Source organism: Bradyrhizobium sp. MI1.3 (genome assembly GCF_055811695.1).
The window spans coordinates 1-16,835 of the sequence record NZ_JBVVPQ010000012.1 but is presented as its reverse complement, the minus strand read 5'-3'; the positions used below and the strand labels follow the sequence as shown (position 1 = coordinate 16,835).

17 protein-coding genes and 1 tRNA gene are annotated in these 16,835 nt (G+C 65.5%); 9 read left to right on the top strand and 9 right to left on the bottom strand.

The genetic code is table 11. From position 1 onward, the window contains the following. The first annotated feature begins 42 nt into the window (after window positions 1–42). The 5 genes from ssuD to AC0L3A_RS11175 all read left to right on the top strand — a co-directional run bounded on the left by ssuD (window position 43) and on the right by AC0L3A_RS11175 (window position 3,728). Window positions 43–1,200 carry an FMNH2-dependent alkanesulfonate monooxygenase gene (gene ssuD / locus AC0L3A_RS11195; protein WP_007596169.1) on the top strand — a complete coding sequence of 386 codons (1,158 nt, stop codon included), beginning with the start codon at window positions 43–45 and terminating at the stop codon, window positions 1,198–1,200. After that, window positions 1,197–2,003: an aliphatic sulfonate ABC transporter permease SsuC gene (gene ssuC, locus AC0L3A_RS11190; protein ID WP_007596168.1), complete on the top strand. Its 807-nt coding sequence runs from the start codon at window positions 1,197–1,199 to the stop codon at window positions 2,001–2,003. Before ssuD ends, ssuC begins: the two co-directional genes overlap by 4 nt. 20 nt (window positions 2,004–2,023) lie before the next feature. Then, window positions 2,024–2,860, top strand: a complete 837-nt coding sequence (locus tag AC0L3A_RS11185) for an ATP-binding cassette domain-containing protein (protein ID WP_007596167.1) — start codon at window positions 2,024–2,026, stop codon at window positions 2,858–2,860. Window positions 2,861–2,892: 32 nt separating this feature from the next. Continuing rightward, window positions 2,893–3,474 carry a flavin reductase family protein gene (locus AC0L3A_RS11180; RefSeq protein WP_007596166.1) on the top strand — a complete coding sequence of 194 codons (582 nt, stop codon included), beginning with the start codon at window positions 2,893–2,895 and terminating at the stop codon, window positions 3,472–3,474. A gap of 95 nt (window positions 3,475–3,569) precedes the next feature. Continuing rightward, window positions 3,570–3,728, top strand: coding sequence for a hypothetical protein (locus tag AC0L3A_RS11175; protein WP_018453881.1), 159 nt, complete (start codon window positions 3,570–3,572; stop codon window positions 3,726–3,728). Window positions 3,729–3,843: 115 nt separating this feature from the next. Here AC0L3A_RS11175 and AC0L3A_RS11170 read toward each other — a convergent pair whose 3' ends face one another. The 9 genes from AC0L3A_RS11170 to AC0L3A_RS11130 all read right to left on the bottom strand — a co-directional run bounded on the left by AC0L3A_RS11170 (window position 3,844) and on the right by AC0L3A_RS11130 (window position 13,639). Beyond that, window positions 3,844–4,992: a M20 family metallopeptidase gene (locus AC0L3A_RS11170; RefSeq protein ID WP_007596163.1), complete on the bottom strand. Its 1,149-nt coding sequence runs from the start codon at window positions 4,990–4,992 to the stop codon at window positions 3,844–3,846. 338 nt (window positions 4,993–5,330) lie between these two features. Further along, complete coding sequence (gene flbD / locus AC0L3A_RS11165; protein ID WP_007596161.1) at window positions 5,331–6,716, bottom strand: sigma-54-dependent transcriptional regulator FlbD; 1,386 nt, start codon at window positions 6,714–6,716, stop codon at window positions 5,331–5,333. 44 nt (window positions 6,717–6,760) lie between these two features. Further along, a complete protein-coding gene (gene fliN, locus AC0L3A_RS11160; RefSeq protein WP_007596160.1) occupies window positions 6,761–7,111 on the bottom strand; it encodes a flagellar motor switch protein FliN in 351 nt (116 codons plus the stop codon). Window positions 7,112–7,114: 3 nt separating this feature from the next. Further along, the gene (locus AC0L3A_RS11155; protein WP_007596159.1) at window positions 7,115–7,735 is read right to left on the bottom strand and encodes a FliH/SctL family protein; all 621 of its coding nucleotides are present in this window, start codon (window positions 7,733–7,735) and stop codon (window positions 7,115–7,117) included. After that, window positions 7,735–8,826, bottom strand: a complete 1,092-nt coding sequence (fliG, locus tag AC0L3A_RS11150) for a flagellar motor switch protein FliG (protein WP_007596158.1) — start codon at window positions 8,824–8,826, stop codon at window positions 7,735–7,737. Before fliG ends, AC0L3A_RS11155 begins: the two co-directional genes overlap by 1 nt. Window positions 8,827–8,843: 17 nt before the next feature. After that, complete coding sequence (gene fliF / locus AC0L3A_RS11145; protein ID WP_007596157.1) at window positions 8,844–10,451, bottom strand: flagellar basal-body MS-ring/collar protein FliF; 1,608 nt, start codon at window positions 10,449–10,451, stop codon at window positions 8,844–8,846. A 192-nt stretch (window positions 10,452–10,643) separates the two neighbouring features. Beyond that, the gene (gene sciP / locus AC0L3A_RS11140) at window positions 10,644–10,919 is read right to left on the bottom strand and encodes a CtrA inhibitor SciP (protein ID WP_002714638.1); all 276 of its coding nucleotides are present in this window, start codon (window positions 10,917–10,919) and stop codon (window positions 10,644–10,646) included. A gap of 358 nt (window positions 10,920–11,277) precedes the next feature. Then, window positions 11,278–11,985 carry a flagellar hook assembly protein FlgD gene (locus AC0L3A_RS11135; protein WP_007596155.1) on the bottom strand — a complete coding sequence of 236 codons (708 nt, stop codon included), beginning with the start codon at window positions 11,983–11,985 and terminating at the stop codon, window positions 11,278–11,280. Window positions 11,986–11,998: 13 nt separating this feature from the next. Then, a complete protein-coding gene (locus AC0L3A_RS11130; RefSeq protein ID WP_473254367.1) occupies window positions 11,999–13,639 on the bottom strand; it encodes a flagellar hook-length control protein FliK in 1,641 nt (546 codons plus the stop codon). A 350-nt stretch (window positions 13,640–13,989) separates the two neighbouring features. On the opposite strand from AC0L3A_RS11130, the gene mnmA reads away from it, so the two are divergent. The 4 genes from mnmA (at window position 13,990) to AC0L3A_RS11110 (ending at window position 16,622) form a co-directional block, all read left to right on the top strand. Next, window positions 13,990–15,171, top strand: coding sequence for a tRNA 2-thiouridine(34) synthase MnmA (gene mnmA, locus AC0L3A_RS11125; RefSeq protein WP_007596153.1), 1,182 nt, complete (start codon window positions 13,990–13,992; stop codon window positions 15,169–15,171). Between the two features lie 20 nt (window positions 15,172–15,191). Beyond that, window positions 15,192–15,830, top strand: a complete 639-nt coding sequence (locus tag AC0L3A_RS11120; protein ID WP_007596152.1) for a class I SAM-dependent methyltransferase — start codon at window positions 15,192–15,194, stop codon at window positions 15,828–15,830. Between the two features lie 46 nt (window positions 15,831–15,876). Next, a complete protein-coding gene (locus tag AC0L3A_RS11115; protein ID WP_007596151.1) occupies window positions 15,877–16,233 on the top strand; it encodes a hypothetical protein in 357 nt (118 codons plus the stop codon). A gap of 312 nt (window positions 16,234–16,545) precedes the next feature. Further along, window positions 16,546–16,622, top strand: a tRNA-Met gene (locus AC0L3A_RS11110). The last annotated feature ends 213 nt before the right edge of the window (window positions 16,623–16,835 follow it).

Sequence of the window (16,835 nt, the reverse complement as noted above, 5' to 3'; positions counted from 1 at the left end):
CCGCGGTCGGAACGACGTACGGCTAGTCATCGGAGCACCTCCATGAGCAACGCCAACATCCTCTGGTTCCTGCCGACCCACGGCGACGGCCGTTATCTCGGCACCGGCACCGGCGGCCGCGAGGTCAATTTCAACTATCTGCGCCAGATCGCGCAGGCCGCCGACCAGCTCGGCTATTTCGGCGTGCTGCTGCCGACTGGGCGATCTTGCGAAGATTCCTGGATCGTCGCCTCCTCGGTCGCGCCGTTCACCGAGCGGCTGCGCTATCTCGTGGCGGTCAGGCCGGGCCTGCAATCGCCGAGCGTGGCCGCGCGCATGACCGCGACGCTCGACCGCATCACCAATGGCCGGCTCCTGGTCAACGTCGTCACCGGCGGCGATCCCGTCGAGAACAAGGGCGACGGCATCTTCCTCGGCCATGACGAGCGCTACGAGGTCACCCGCGAGTTCCTCAGCGTCTACAGCGAACTGCTCGCCGGCAAGACCGTCAATGTCGAGGGCAAGCACATCCATGTCGAAGGCGGCAAGCTGCTGTTTCCTCCGGTGCAGTCGCCGCGTCCGCCGCTCTATTTCGGCGGCTCGTCGGATGCCGGCATCGACGTCGCCGTCGACACCGTCGACAAATATCTGACCTGGGGCGAGCCGCCGGCCTTGGTCGCGGAGAAGATCGCGAAGGTGAGGGAGGTGGCCGCCGCACGCGGTCGAAAACTATCCTTCGGCATCCGGCTCCACGTGATTGTTCGAGAGACCAATGACGCGGCCTGGCGTGCGGCCAATGAGCTGATCAAGCATGTCAGCGACGAGACCATCGCGGCCGCGCAGAAGAACTTTGCGCGGATGGATTCCGTTGGCCAGCAGCGCATGGCGCAGCTCCATGGCGGCAAGCGCGACAAGCTCGAGATCGCCCCGAACCTGTGGGCCGGTGTCGGCCTCGTGCGTGGCGGCGCCGGCACGGCGCTGGTCGGCGACGCCCAGACGGTCGCGGGCCGCATCAAGGAGTATCAGGACATCGGCATCGATACCTTTATCATGTCGGGCTACCCGCATCTGGAGGAAGCTTATCGTTTCGCCGAGCTGGTGTTCCCGCTGCTCTCGCTGGAGCAGCCCAGCAACGTGACCAAGCTTCACTTCAACGGCGGTCCTTTTGGTGAAACGGTCGGCAGCGACTTCCGTCCGCAGCAGAAGGTGTCGCAATCATGAGCCTGATCGACAGCGTTTCACCCCCGCGCAGCTTGCGCCTGCCGCGCGTCGACGGCCTGATCCAGTGGATCGTGCCGCTTGCCATCATCGCGATCTGGCAGGTCGCCAGCGTCACCGGCTTCGTGCCGACGCGGGTGTTGCCGGCGCCGAGCGACGTCTTGCTTGCGGGCTGGAAGCTGCTGCTCTCCGGCGAGCTCGCGCGCAACATCTGGGTCTCGTTCTGGCGCGCCTCGATCGGCTTCCTGATCGGCGGCAGCATCGGCTTTGCCTTCGGCCTCGCCAACGGCCTGTCACAGCTCTCGGCCAAGCTCACCGACACCACGCTGCAGATGGTGCGCAACGTGCCGCATCTGGCGCTGATCCCGCTGGTCATCCTGTGGTTCGGCATCGATGAGAGCGCGAAGCTGTTCCTGGTGGCGCTCGGCGTGTTCTTCCCGATCTACCTCAACACGCTGCACGGCATCCGCACCGTCGATCCGCAGCTGATTGAGATGGGCCGCATCTACGGCATGACTGACGGCGAGCTGTTCCGCCGCGTGATCTTCCCGGGCGCGCTGCCCTCGATCTTCGTCGGCATCCGTTTTGCGCTCGGTATCATGTGGCTGACCCTGATCGTCGCCGAGACCATCGCGGCGTCCTCGGGCCTCGGTTACATGGCGATGCAGGCGCGCGAGTTCATGCTGATCGACGTCGTTGTGCTCTCGATCCTGATCTACGCGCTGCTCGGCAAGCTCGCCGACAGCGCCTCCCGCGTGCTGGAGCGCCTGACGCTCTCCTGGCACCCCGCTTATTGGAAACGCTGAGCAGACATACTGGGAATCACATGCAGACTGCCCTTCGTACCTCCCTTCCGGACACCGAACTCGCAACCCGCGCCAATTTCGCGCCTCACGCCCGCGTGGTGCGCGAGGAGCGCCCGGTGCAGACCTCCGGCCTGCCGCTCAGCATCCGCGGCCTGCGCAAATCCTACGGCGACAACGAGGTGCTGCGCGGCATCGACCTGCACATCCCCGCCGGCCAGTTCGTCGCCATCGTTGGCAAAAGCGGCTGCGGCAAGAGCACGCTGCTGCGCCTTATCGCGGGCCTGGAGAAGTTCGACGCCGGCAGCATCTCGCTCGGCGACGCCGTGAAGCCCGAGGATATCCGCGTGATGTTCCAGGAGCCTCGGCTGTTGCCCTGGGCCCGCGTTCTCTCCAATGTCGAGGTCGGCCTCGGCCGCGATCGCGCCTCTTCCGACGCGCATTCACGCGCGGAGAAGGCGCTCACTGAGGTCGGGCTGACCGACAAGCGCGACCAGTGGCCATCGATACTGTCGGGCGGCCAGAAGCAGCGTGTAGCCCTTGCCCGTGCGCTGGTCTCGCGCCCCCGTGTGCTCGCCTTCGACGAGCCGCTTGGCGCGCTGGATGCGCTGACCCGTATCTCGATGCAGCGGTTGCTGGAGCGCGTCTGGCGCGACCAGGGCTTTACCGCGATCCTGGTGACCCACGATGTCGCCGAGGCGGTCGCGCTGGCCGACCGGGTGCTGGTGATCGAGGAAGGGCGGATCGCCCACGACGTCGTGGTTAACACGGCCCGGCCCCGCGAACGCGGCTCGGCCGAGCTCGCGGGTCTCGAAGGCTCGATCCTGAGCCACCTTTTGTCGGCGGACGATCGTACCTAGATAGACAGGGACCCCGGCTCGGGAACGATGCCATGAATGTAGTGCCCCGCGATCTCATGACCCAAACTGTCGTCTCCTCCGCCGATTTCCGCGGCGCCATGCGCCATCTCACCGGCGGCGTCAGCGTCATCACCGCCGGACGGGGCAAGGACATCACCGGCATGACGGTCACCTCGGTCAGCTCGTTCTCGGTCGATCCGCCGACGCTGATCGTCAGCATCAATCGCGACGCCTCGTCCTTCCCGCTGATCCGGCGCTACGGTGCCTTCGGCGTGAACATCCTCGCGGCCGATCAGCTCGAAATCGCCGAGCGCTTTGCCGGCAAGGGCGGGCTCAAGGGTGCCGATCGTTTCGCGGGCGCCAGATGGGTGACCGCGGTCTCCGGTGTTCCGCTGCTGGTCGGCGCATTGTCCGCCGTCGATTGCGAGGTCGAGGAGCTCATCGAGCGCCATTCGCACGGCATCGTCATCGGGCGAGTGCGAGACGTCAAGAATTCGACCCGCAATGCTGCGCTGGCCTATTGGCACGGTCAGTACGTGGCGGTGGATCAGGACGAAGACGCGGTCAGGCTCGCGGACGTCAGCGTTCCCAACCACGTCCGCCGCGGCATTTGATCGCCGCCGGCGATGGGCCGTGCAGGCTGGCCTTTTCCCCGTCATCGCTCTAGAAGCGCTGCCTGAGCCTCCCGCCGGGACAGCAATGGAGCGCAATGATGAAACGCGTCGCGACCTGGGCCTTCTATGCGGTCGGCGCGCTCGCGATCGCCTATCTCGCGCTCTACGCCTATGCGATGTTCAGCGGTCATCCGATCGTGCCGGGCGACCCCATCCAGATCTTCCGCAGGCCGGATGCGCCGAGCTATTCGTGAGGTTCGGGAGGTCTCGTAGGGTGGGCAAAGGCGCACTTGCGCCGTGCCCACCATCTTTCCCCGGCACCTGAAGCGGTGGGCACGCTTCGCTTTGCCCACCCTACGGCACCTGTTTTCACCCCCGCAAGATCGCCAGCGCCAGCGCCTGCGCGCGCGGGACGATGCTGTCGAGCTCGAGATATTCCTCCGGCGTGTGCGCGAGCCCGCCGACGGGGCCGAGGCCGCAGATGGTCGGCGTTCCGACCGCGGCGGTGAAGCCGGAATCGGCGCAGCCGCCGGAGAACTCGCCCTGAAGCGTCGTGAGGCCGGCCTGCCTTGCGGCGGCCTGATAGTTCTCGAACAGCGCCTTTGAATCAGCGCTCTGCACCACCGGCACGAACTCGCCCTTGATTGTGAGCGTCGCGCTGGTGCCGGGCACGTAAGGTGTCGCGATGATGGTCTCGATCGCCGCCATCACCCTCGCGCGGTCCGCCGGATCGACGTAGCGCAGGTCGATCTGCCCTTCCGCGTAAGGCGCCGTCGTGTTGACGGACTGCCCGCCCGAGACGAGGCCGACATTGAGCGTGATGCCCTTGTCGAGATCGGTCAGCGCGTGGATATGCACGATCTTGTGCGCGAGCTCGCCGATCGCGCTGACGCCGGCGGCGAAATTGGCGCCGGAATGCGCGGCTTTGCCGGTAATGGCGACATGCATGAAGATGCCGCCCTTGCGTCCCGTGACGATATTGCCGGTCGGGCGGCCCGGCTCGGAATTGAACACGGCGCGCGCGGTGCGCCCTTCGCGCTCGATCACGGGCCGTGAGGAGGGTGAACCGATTTCCTCGTCCGAGGTGATCAGCAGCTTGATCGGGTGCGGGTTGCCGCCGAATTTGTGAAAGGCGGTTGCCACGAACATGTTCATGACGACGCCGGACTTCATGTCGGCAACACCAGGACCATAGGCGCGCGTACCCTGGATCGTGAACGGACGCCGTCCGGCCTCGCCCTTGCCGAACACGGTGTCGCGATGCCCCATCAACAGCACCGGCTTCTCGTTGCTGCCGGGCTTTGCGACTTCGGCGTGGATGGCATCGCCGAATGTGGCGTGGCTTTCGCGCCGGAACGGAATGCCGTGCTCGGCGAAATGCTGCTCGAACCGCGCCCCGACCGCATCGACGCCTTCCTTGTCATAGGATCCGGAATCGATGTTCACGACATCGCGCAGCAGGTCGATCATCGCCTGCCGCTGCGACGCCAGCCAATCCGTGATTTGAGCTTGAGACATGTTCACCCTCGCGTGGTTCTCGGTGGCGCTTATAGGGCTTTGCGGGGGCTTGACCTAGTCGGAGAATGCGGTGCGGCCATGTCGCAGTCTGCGGGTTTGATGCACGCTGCCTCCCCAACGTCGTCCTGGCGAAAGCCAGGACCCATACTGCGGAATCTGTCGACGGAGGGTGGTAGGAGTACCGAACGACGAATCTTCGCCAAACTCCCCCTTGGGGCATTGGGTCCTGGCTTTCGCCAGGACGACATTGAGAGTCTGGAGGCTGTCTGCACTTCACCAACAAAAATGCCCGAGGACCAGCCCCGGGCATTCGCAGTCTCAATGTTCGGCAGGAGCGCCTACGCTCCCACCATCGGCATGCGCGGATATTCACCCGGGGTGCCGGCTGGCGTGATCGGAATGCCGCCGTCGGAATATTCGTTGAGCTTGTTGCGCAAGGTGCGGATCGAGATGCCCAGGATGTTGGCGGCATGGGTCCGGTTGCCGAGGCAGTGCTTCAGCGTCTCCAGGATCAGGTCGCGCTCGACGTCAGCGACGGTGCGGCCGACCAGTGCCCGCGTCACCTGCTCGGCGGCCATGGTGGCATGCGCCACGGCCGGTGCGGTCTTGGCGAGGTCGAGGCGGTCGCCGTCGGGCGTGAGGATCGCATCGGCACCGATCTCGTCGCCCTGCGCCATCAGGACCGAACGGTGCATGGTGTTTTCGAGTTCGCGGACGTTGCCCTGCCAGCGGTTGGTGGAGAGCACGCGCCGCGCTTCCGCCGAGATCGGGCGCATCGGCACGCCGTTGGCTTCGGCGTATTTCTTCACGAAGTGCTGGGCGAGCTCGAGAATGTCGAGGGGACGCTCGCGCAGCGGCGGGATCTTCAAATTCACGACGTTGAGCCGGAACAAGAGGTCCTCGCGGAACGTGCCTTCGCGCACGGCCTCGACCAGGTTGCGGTTCGAGGTCGCGATGATGCGGATGTCCACCGGGACGGGCTTGGTGCCGCCGACACGGTCGATCACGCGCTCCTGGATGGCGCGGAGCAGTTTCGATTGCAGGCGGACGTCCATCTCCGAGATTTCGTCGAGCAGCAGCGTGCCGCCGGTTGCCTCCTCGAACTTGCCGATACGACGGGCGATCGCGCCGGTAAAGGCGCCCTTCTCGTGGCCGAATAGCTCGGACTCCAGCAGATGCTCGGGGATCGCGGCGCAGTTGATCGAGATGAACGGGCGCTTGGCACGGGCCGAGCGGGTGTGGACGTATCGAGCCAGCACTTCCTTGCCTGTCCCGGATTCGCCGGTGATCATCACCGAAGCGTCCGAGCCTGCGATCTGCTGGGCGAGCTTGATCACCTTGGCCATCGCCTCGTCGCGATAGACCAGCTCGCGGGAATCGTTGGCGACGGCAGCCAGCACCGCTGCGATCAGCTCCGGGTCCGGCGGCAGCGGGATGTATTCCTTGGCGCCGGCATGGATCGCGGCGACCGCGGCGCGGGCGTCGTTGGTGATGCCGCAGGCGACGATCGGCGCGTGGATGTGTTCGGCCTCGAGCCGCATCACGAGGTCGCGGATGTCGAGGGCGACGTCGACCAGCAGCAGGTCGGCGCCCTTGCCGCTGCGCAGCACGCGCATCGCCTGTTCGTTATCCTCGGCGTGGGTCACGGTGGCGCCGTTCGCCATCGCGATCTTGGTGGCGGTGGTGAGCTGGCCCTTCAATGTGCCAACGATGAGAAGCCGCATGTCAGTCTCCTGTCCGTCTGGTCGCGCTGCCGCGCGTCGTCGCTTTAGGCGCGTTCAGTCTTGATGATTTCAGTCATGGTCACGCCGAGCTTGTCCTCCACCAGGACGACTTCGCCGCGGGCGACCAGCTTGTTGTTGACGTAGATGTCGATGGCTTCGCCGACGCGCCGGTCGAGCTCGAGCACGGTCCCGGGTCCGAGCTTCAACAGCTCGCTGACGTCCATCTTGGAGCGGCCGAGCACGGCCGAGACCTGCACCGGCACGTCGAACACGGCCTCGAGGTCGGCGGCGGCGCGCGTCGCATATTCGTCCTCGTTGTAGCCGACGTCGGTGCCGGTAGGCGGCATCGGGCCGTTGAGATCGGGCAGCGGGACCTGTCCGTCAGTGTCGCTCATGGTTTAACTCCCCCTGCGGGACGCAACGTAGCGCCCCACCATTTCGTCGATCTTGGCCGCGATGGCGGCGCGCTCCAGCACGACGCCGCCATCGGCCCATTCGATCCGGCAGTCGCCGGTGGCAATCTCGGGCTCGGCCAGAATCACCAGCCGGCCTTCGAAGCCGTTCTGCCTGGCCAGCCGCTCGATGTTCTCGCGCGCGGCATCGTAGAGCGCGTCGTTGATGCGAACGACGAGATGCGGCGTCGCGACCAGATGCGAGAAGCAGTCCTTGACCAGCGCGACGATCTCGCCGAGCGGCTCGCCGGCGACCAGATCGGCGCACAGCTTGCGCGCCACCGCGACCGCGACGTCGACCGCTTCCGTCTCCATCTTGGATTCGATGTTGCCGATGCCCGAAGCGATGCCCCGGATGGCGATGTTGATCTCTTCCATGGCGAGCGCGACGCGGCGGTCGCTCTCGGCCTTGGCCTCGCGCTGGCCGGCGGCGAAGCCGTCCTGATAGGCGCGCGCCTCGGCTTCCGCGACCTTCTGGGCGATCTCGGCCGCGGTTGCGGCCTTCTCGCGCGTCCGGTCGGGCGCGGCGAAGTCGTTGTCGAACAGGAATTTTGCCGGAGCGGCCATCAATACACCAGCTCGTCGTCGGCGCGGTTCTTGGTCAGCATGATCTCGCCCTTGGCGGCGAGATCCTTGGCCAGGTTGACCAGCAGCGCTTGGGCCTCGTCGACGTCGCGCAGGCGGACCGGGCCCATCGCCGCCATGTCGTCCTGGAGCATTTTGGCCGCACGCGAGGACATGTTGCCGAAGAAGAAGTTGCGGACGTCCTCGTTGGCGCTCTTGAGCGCGACGCCGAGCTTGTCCTTGTCGACGTTGCGCATCAGGGTCTGGGCGGAGCCGGAATCCAGCTTCACAAGGTCGTCGAAGGTGAACATCAGCGCCTTGATGCGCTCGGCCGATTCGCGGTTGTCCTCTTCCAGCGAGGTGATGAAGCGGGTTTCGGTCTGGCGATCGAAATTGTTGAAGATTTCCGCCATCACCTCGTGGGCGTCGCGTCGGCGGGTCTGGGACAGATTGGACATGAATTCGGTCCGCAGCGTCTTCTCCACGCTCTCGATCACCTCCTTCTGCACCGCCTCCATCTTCAGCATGCGGTTGACGACGTCGAGCGCCAGATCCTCGGGGAAGATGCCGAGCACGCGGGCGGCGTGTTCCGGCTTCAGCTTCGACAGCACGACCGCAATGGTCTGCGGATATTCGTTCTTGAGATAGTTGGCGAGCACCTCTTCCTGCACGTTGGAGAGCTTCTCCCACATGTTGCGGCCGGCGGGGCCGCGGATTTCGTCCATGATGCCGTTGACGCGCTCGGGCGCCAAATATTGCTGGAGCAGCCGCTCGGTGGCGTCGAAATTGCCCATCAGGGCGCCGGAGGCCGACATCCGCGAGACGAATTCGAGCAGCATGTCCTCCACGGTGTCGACCTCGACGGTGCCGAGCGTCGACATTTCCAGCGAGAGCTGGCGCACCTCGTCGTCGTCGAGCAAGCCCCAGATCTTGCCGCCATATTGCTCGCCAAGCGCCAGCATCAGGATCGCGGCGCGCTTCGGTCCCGCCACCGCGTCGACCTTCGCGCCTCCGCGGCTGCCGGCACGCTGACCGAGCGTGGAGATCACGCTGGTGATGTCGTTGGAATTGGCGTTTTGCAGGGCGGCGGCCATGTCAGATCACTTCTCGATTATTTCGCGGGTTCGGTCAGCCATTGGCGGATGATGGCGACCGTCTCGTTGGGATTGCGCTCGGCGAGTTCGCCGACGCGATGGACGGATTGGGCATGGACCTGGCCCTGGACGGTGGCGACGTCGATCGCGCTCGCAGCGCCGCTCGGCAGGAGCGGCTGGCTGGCGGGCGCGGCCTCGTCGCTCGCCGGACCGGTGAGGACGCCGGAGATGGCGGCTGCGACTTCGTCCGATGCCAGGATGCGCTTGACCAGCGGCCGGATGACCAGGAACAGCACGACCAAACCGAGCAGCATCATCACGCCGAGCTCGACGAAGTACATGACGTCGTCCTTGGTGAACTGGAGCATGCCGAGCAAGCCGCTCGGCTCCGCGATCGGAGTGGTGGAGGGGGCGTCGGCAAAGCGCAGATTGACGACCTCGACCTGGTCGCCGCGCTTCTGGTCGAAGCCGATCGCCGATCGCACCAGCGTGGCGATGCGGTCGAGCTGCTCCTTGGTACGGTCCTGGTAGGCCAGATCGCCCTTCTCGTTCTTGGAGTAGATGCCGTCGACCAGCACCGCGACCGAGATGCGGTTGACCCGGCCGGCTTCGGTCACCTCGGTCTTGGTGGTGCGGGAGATCTCGTAATTGTTGGTCTCTTCGCTCTTCTTGCTCTGGTCCTTGGCCGCAACGCCGCCGTTCTGCTGGTTGCCCGGCAACTCGTTGTTGACGGTGACCTGGCCGTTGTTGTCGGCGGTCATGCTCTGCTCTTCGCGGGTCTGGCTCGAGCGCAGCACGCGGCCTTCGGGGTCGTACTTGTCCGAGGTCTGGGTGATCTTGTTGAAGTCGAAATCGGCGGAGAGCTGGACCCGGGCGCGCCCGGTCCCCACCACGGAGGAGACGATGTCCTCGACCTGCTTACGCATCCGCTTCTCGAAGGCGGTGCGGCGCTCGTCGCCCATCGCCTGCTCCGGATCGGTCTGGGCGCCGTCGGCGAGCAGCTGCCCGGTCTCGTCGACGATCGAGACCCGCTGCGGCTTCAGCCCGTTCACGGCAGAGGCGACGAGGTGGCGGATGGCGCGGATCTGCTGGGCTTCCAGCGCGCCGCGGACCCGCACCACGATCGAGGCCGATGGCTCCGGCGCCTCGCGCGAGAACAGCGGGCGCTCGGGCAGCACCAAATGGACGCGGGCGGCCTGGATGCGGTCGATGGCCCGGATGGTGCGGGCTAGCTCGCCTTCCAGCGCGCGGAGATGGTTGATGTTCTGGACGAAAGAAGTGGTGCCGAGCGCATCCGACTTGTCGAACACCTCGTAGCCGACGCCGCCGCCCTTGGGCAGGCCGCCCTCGGCGAGCTTCATCCGCAGCCGGGTGACCTTGTCCTTGGGCACCATGATGATGGTGCCCTCGTTGCGCAGCTCGAACTGGATGCCCTGGCGCTCCAGGTCCTTGATGATGCCCGAGGAGTCCTCGACGCTGAGGTCGGTGAACAGCGTCGTCATCTGCGGCGTGGTGACGCGCATGATGACGAACGCAAAGAAGCCGACGAGCGCGGCGGTGACCGCGATCATCGCCCCGAACCGGGCGGCTCCGATACCCTTCAGAAAGTCCGCAAGACCTTGCAAGCAACCGCCCCGACAGATTCGGCTGCTTTCACAGGAAAGGCCGACTGGGCAATTATTGCCTAGGTGATGGTTTCGATATGGTTAACGAAGGTTAAGAGCTGCGACAAAAGTAGCGCCAAAACGAAACATGAAAAAAATCGGCCTCGCAAGGCGAGGCCGATTTTCGTCAAAAGCCGCAGATTTCCGGATTGCCTACTGGCGATATTGTTGGATACGAGTGGTGCGAAGTCCCGCCAGACCATGCTGGTCGATCGAAAACTGCCAGGAGAGGAATTCGTCAACCGTCAGGGTATAACGGCTGCAGGCCTCCTCAAGGGAGAGAAGACCGCCACGGACTGCGGCGACGACCTCGGCCTTGCGGCGGATGACCCAGCGTTTGGTGCCGGGTGCAGGCAGATCCGCAATCGTCAACGGACTACCGTCCGGCCCGATGACGTATTTTACCCTCGGGCGATGGGGTTCTGTCATGGCGTACTCACAAACTCTCAACCACTGAACTCACTCAGGAACCCTACGCCCGCCGACTTAAAAATCCGCTAAGCCTAAGGCTTCAATACAATTCTCGTTGAAAATGGCTGGAACGCAGCCGTCTCGACCGGCGGGACGGTGCGTCCGGGCGGGCCGAGGGGGTGTTCGTAAATACTTTACTAACGAAAGAGGCCTGCGGGGGTGTCGCACGGCCCTCAACGTCGTCCTGGCGAACGCCAGGACCCATTACCCCAGCGCGAAGTTTGGCGAAGACTCGGAGTTACTTCCTCGCGCCAAAACGACTTTCGGTGGCGATGGGTCCTGGCTTTCGCCAGGACGACACAGCGGCATTCCGCCTTTAATTGCTGGCCGTCGCGATGATGCTCTTGACCTGGCTCATCGTGTAGCTGGCGCCATCGATGGTCAGCAGCGGCGGCGACTGGGTCAGGTCCACGGATGACACCGTGCCCTGCACCTGCGCGGCGATGCCGACATTGTTGTTGGCGACGTCCTTGCCCGTGGCCGAGATCGTGTACTTGCCGTCGGGCCATTGCGTGCCGTCATTGCCCATTCCGTTCCAGGTGAACGGAACGTCGGTGCCCGCGCCGGCGGTGTATTTGCCGGTGAACACGGTCTGGCCGCTGGCATTGGCGACGGTGATGTCGACGGTGGCGTCGCTGGGCACGTTGAGATGCCAGGTTGCCGACGAGTTGGTCATACTTGCGGTCGTGCCGTCGACCAGGGCGGTCTTGCCGACGAAGCCGAGCGCCTGGGTCGCCTGCGTGGTCTGTTGCAGGGTGACGAGCTGGGACAGCGAGTCGTTGGTCTTGAGCTGCTGCTCGACGCCGGCGAACTGCACCAGCTGCTGTGTGAACTGGTTGGTGTCCAGCGGATCGAGCGGATTCTGATTCTGCAGCTGCGTCGTCAGCAGCGTCAGGAAGGTCTGGAAGTTGCCGGCCAGCGTCGCGCCGGTGCTCGAGCCCAGGCTTGGGTTAGACGAGGATTTCGGCAGGTCGGTCGTGCCGGAGACGACGGACGGGGCGGTGGCGGCATTCGTGGTAGTCATGATCGAATACTCCTCACACTCTGATATCGACGCCGCTGCTCGATCCGAGCATGCGGCCGTAGCTGCGCCCGACCGGGGCTGCGGGAACTGCGTCGTCGTCGCTGACGATCAGCCGGCGGGCATTGCCGCCATTGTCGTTGTTCTGGCCGGAGTTCTGCCCCGACGAGTTCTGGTCGCGCAGGCTGAAGGACAGTCCGTTGCTGCCGGTTTTAAGGCCGGCATCGTCGAGCGCGCGCTGCAATTGCGGCGCGTCCTGCCGCAGCATCTGCAGCGTCTCCGGCTTCTCGACGGTGAGATGCGAGGTGACCTGGCCGTTGCGGTCGACATTGATGCGGACGTCGATGCGGCCGAGGTCGAGCGGATCGAGGCTGATGTCGAACCGGGTCTTGCCCGCGCGCGCAGCGGCGGCAATTTCGATCGGCACGCCGCTGATCGGAATGGCCGTATTGGTGGCCGCGGTCGCCGTGAGCGTCGCGGTCGAAGCGGTCGCGGCCGAAGTCGTATTGGTCAGCGACGCCTGCACGGCCGAGGCCGCCTGCGCGCTGGTGTCGGTGGTGGGGACAGCGACCTGCGTGCCGGCATGGGCATGATTGGTCGTCGTCGCCGGTGCCACATCGGCGGTGCGGTCGGAAGTCCCAGCCTTGGCGTCGGCCGCGTTCGCATCGATGGACGGCTTGTCCGGTTGCGGATGCGCCGTGGTGGCGGACGCTGCTGTCGCCGAGGTCTGCGCGGCGTTCGCCTTGCCGGTGTCCTGGCCGATATTGGAGACGTCGCTCGCGCCCTGCGCGATCGCTGCGGCCTTGAACGAGGTTTTTGGCGTGCCCTGGTCGACCGCGGCGATCAGGCCGCCATTGGTCTTGGCATCGGTCGCGGTCGAATCGGTCGTCCCGGTCGCGGCATCGGCCAGCGTCGCCGAAGTGTCGGCATCGACCTTGGCACTTGCGGTCTTGGCGCTCTTGTCGCCCGGCGTCGCGGTATCGGTCTTGGGGCCGGCGATCTGCGCCGCGATGGACGCGCTGGCGGCGATGCCGGCGGCGGCAATCGTCAGCGGCGAGGAGGCGGAGCCGGCGGCCTGGTTCGTAGCCGCGTTCGGATCGGCCGGCACGGCCACGACGAGTGCGTTTGGATCGGGCACAGCGGCGGCCTGCGTCGCGTCAATCTGCGCGGCTGCGACGGCGTCAACGGCGGCAAGGCTGCCGTCGGCCTTGTCCCCCTTGGTCTCGTCGGACTTGTCCGCAGACTTGTCGGCCGATTTGGCGTCGGACGCCTCCGGCTTGTCCTTGGTCTTGCTATCAGCCTTGGCCGCATCAGCCGTCGTATCGTTCTTGGCGTCGCTCTTGGCGTCGTTCTTGATGTCGTTTTTGGCGGACGCGGAATTGTCAGTGTCGTCGCTGGCCTTGCTCTGCGAGGGCTTGTCGGTCGCCGAGCGATCGCGCGGGCTCCTGTCCGAGGCGGAGGAGGATGAATCGGTCCGGCGCGGGGAGTCCTGCGCGGAGGACGCCGCGCTGTCGCTGATCGCCTGGGTGTTGCTGTCCACCAGCGAGCCGAACGAGTCGTTGGCGGAGTTCTCTTTCGGCGCTTGCGACCGGGCAGGCTTTTGCTGCGCGCTCGGGACTTGCACGCTTGCCACGACATCTGACGTACGACCGACCACAGGCAACCCCTTGGAAACATCTTCGCCATGAGAGGGAGCAAGGAGCGGGCCATCCTCGCGCTGAGTAACGTTATTTAATGAAATCAATGGTTTGATGATTTGGCGTCCCCGCCTCAGGGCCTCTCGAAGGCCCACCATTTCTGCCTCCCCGGCAAGAATTGCCGTAAACCTTGCGGGGTCCGTGATTGCTTCACCGGAAGGCCGCCTATATTAAAGAGACAGCTCTCAACCGCTTTCGACCGGGCAGGCCGTGCCTTTCGGGAACTCTCAGTTCCCGGGGGATCGCCGATGTCCCGCTGGAAGCACCCAGCGGATCGCCCAACGCCGCCGTCCACAACGCTTTAAGGCCCATGCTCAACAGTCTGGATCTCGAAGGCCGTCCTGAGGATACCAGGGTCGTCGTTGCCATGTCGGGCGGCGTCGATTCATCGACGACGGCTGCGCTTTTGAAGGCGGAAGGCTACGACGTCGTCGGCATCACGCTGCAGCTCTACGACCATGGTGCGGCGACCCATCGCAAGGGCGCCTGCTGCGCCGGCCAGGACATCCACGACGCCCGCGACGTCGCGGCCAAGCTCGGCATTCCCCATTACGTGCTCGATTATGAGGACCGCTTTCGCGAATCCGTCATCGATAATTTCGCCGACAGCTACGCGCTCGGCGAGACGCCGGTGCCGTGCATCGAGTGCAACCGCTCGGTCAAGTTTCGCGACCTTTTGAAGACCGCGCGCGAGTTGGGCGCCACCGCGCTCGCCACCGGCCATTACGTCGCCTCGCGCCGCCGCGCCGACGGCTCGCGCGCGCTGGTGTGTGCCGCCGACGCCGATCGCGACCAGAGCTACTTCCTGTTCGCGACCACGCAGGAGCAGCTCGATTATCTGCGCTTTCCGCTCGGCGACATGACTAAGCCCGAGACGCGCGAGTTGGCGCGGCGCTTCGGTCTAGCCGTCGCCGACAAGCACGACAGCCAGGACATCTGCTTCGTGCCCACCGGCCGCTACACGGATATCATCACCCGCCTGCGGCCGAACGCGATGGACCCCGGCGACATCGTCGATCTCGACGGCCGCGTGCTCGGCCGTCACAACGGCATCGCCAATTTCACCATCGGCCAGCGCCGCGGCCTCGGCATCGCAGCCGCCGCACCGCTGTTCGTGGTGCGGCTGGAGGCCGCCAACCGCCGCGTCGTCGTCGGCCCGCGCGAGGCGCTGAAGATGCATCGCATCAGCTTGCGCGACGTCAACTGGATTGGCGATGGCGACATCGACTGCGCCATCGGCAATGGACTCGAAATGTTCGTGCGCGTGCGCTCGACCCGCGCGCCCCAGCCGGCGTGGCTGCGCGGCGCAAACGGCCATTACGAGGTCGAGCTCGTCGCCGGCGAAGAGGGCGTTTCGCCGGGCCAGGCCTGCGTGTTCTACGACGCACCTGGCGGCCAGGCCCGCGTGCTCGGCGGCGGCTTCATTCAAAGCGCCGCCGCGAAGGCCGCAAGCAGCACGACGAGGCCGCTCGCAGAAGCGGTCCGCGGCTAAAAAAATATATAGGGCAGGGCATGGCAGCAGACATCTCGCGGGCCGGGGTCGAGAAGGCCTATGGCCGCTGGGCGCCGGTCTACGATCTCGTGTTCGGCAAGGTGTTCGACGCCGGCCGGCAGTCGACCATCGCCGAGGCCGACCGCATCGGCGGCCGTATCCTCGACGTCGGCGTCGGCACCGGGCTTTCGCTGTCGGATTATGCGCGCACCACAAAAATCTGCGGGGTCGACATCTCCGAGCCGATGCTTCGCAAGGCGCAATCGCGCGTGCGTGCGCTGCGCCTGAGCAATGTCGAGGTGCTCTCGGTGATGGACGCGAAGAATCTCGCCTTCCCTGGAAACTTCTTCGACGCGGTGGTCGCGCAATACGTCATCACCGCCGTGCCGGATCCGGAGGGCACGCTCGACGAGTTCGTGCGCGTCTTGAAGCCCGGCGGCGAGCTGATCCTGGTCAATCACATCGGCGCCGAAAAGGGTTTGCGCAAACTCTCCGAACTCGCGTTTGCGCCCTTGGCTCGCCGTCTCGGCTGGCGCCCGGAGTTTCCGTGGGCCCGCCTGGTCGTCTGGGCCGCAAAGCACGGCGGCGTTACGCTGGCGGAGCGCCGCCCGATGCCGCCGATGGGGCACTTTTCGTTGATCCGCTACCTCAAATCGTAATGTTCGGGGGTGGGAACAGGGCGCGCGCCCCGCGCGTTTCCCTCCCATGCGCACCACATCGAACATCATTCTGGCCAGCCTCCTGATCGCCGCCTCCGGCAGCGCGATCGCGCAGGCCCCGCCCGCCCCGGCGACGCCGCCGCAACAAACCGCGCCGCCATCCCCACAGCATGCGACGAATTGTACGCCGCAGGACCGCCCGAACCGCTCAGCCGACGGCACCACCACCGGCCAGTCACGGGAACCGCTCGGCGACAAGCTGGCCAAATCGGACGGCGTGCTCTGCCCGCCCTCCGGCGTCGATCCCGAGATGCACGCCCCGGCGCCTAGCACGAACGGCGCCATGCCCGTGATCCCGCCCCCCGGCAGCCCCGGCGGGGATCCGACAGTAAGGCCGAAATAGCTTGTCGCGCCGAAGCCTTGGCGTAGGCGGAGCCTGTTCCGCATCCCCAATCTCGTCGTCATGCCCCCGGGCTCGTCCCGGGCATCCACGTTCTCGGCGGCAGCGAAGACGTCCGTGGATGGCCGGGACAAGCCCGGCCATGACGGTGCGGCCGGAAATTAAGCTCAAAACAAGCCAATTCGTCTCCACCCGCGGCCATGTCCGCCGAAGCTTTCGCTAAGCGGAAGCGAAGGCGGATTGACAGCCCGCCGCCCCCTTCCTTATATGCCGCGCGTTCGCGAGATCGGCCTTGTCAGGCCCTCGCGACCCTGTGGCGGGGTAGCTCAGCTGGTTAGAGCACGGGAATCATAATCCTGGGGTCGGGGGTTCGAGTCCCTCTCCCGCTACCAAATTCCGCGATGTCCAGACCGGAGACATAGGTAACAGGTCGTACCTAAGACATGGGTGACAACCTCGTGCCGAACGGGTTGTCGAGGGGTTTCAAAGTCGTTTACTCCAAAAGTCGATCCAGTTTGAGGCCGCTGGTCAGCGATCTGCTGTGTTCCGGCGAGACGCATCCATGGCCTGGCCATTGTTGCTTGGCTCGCGCTGTCGCCGTCAAC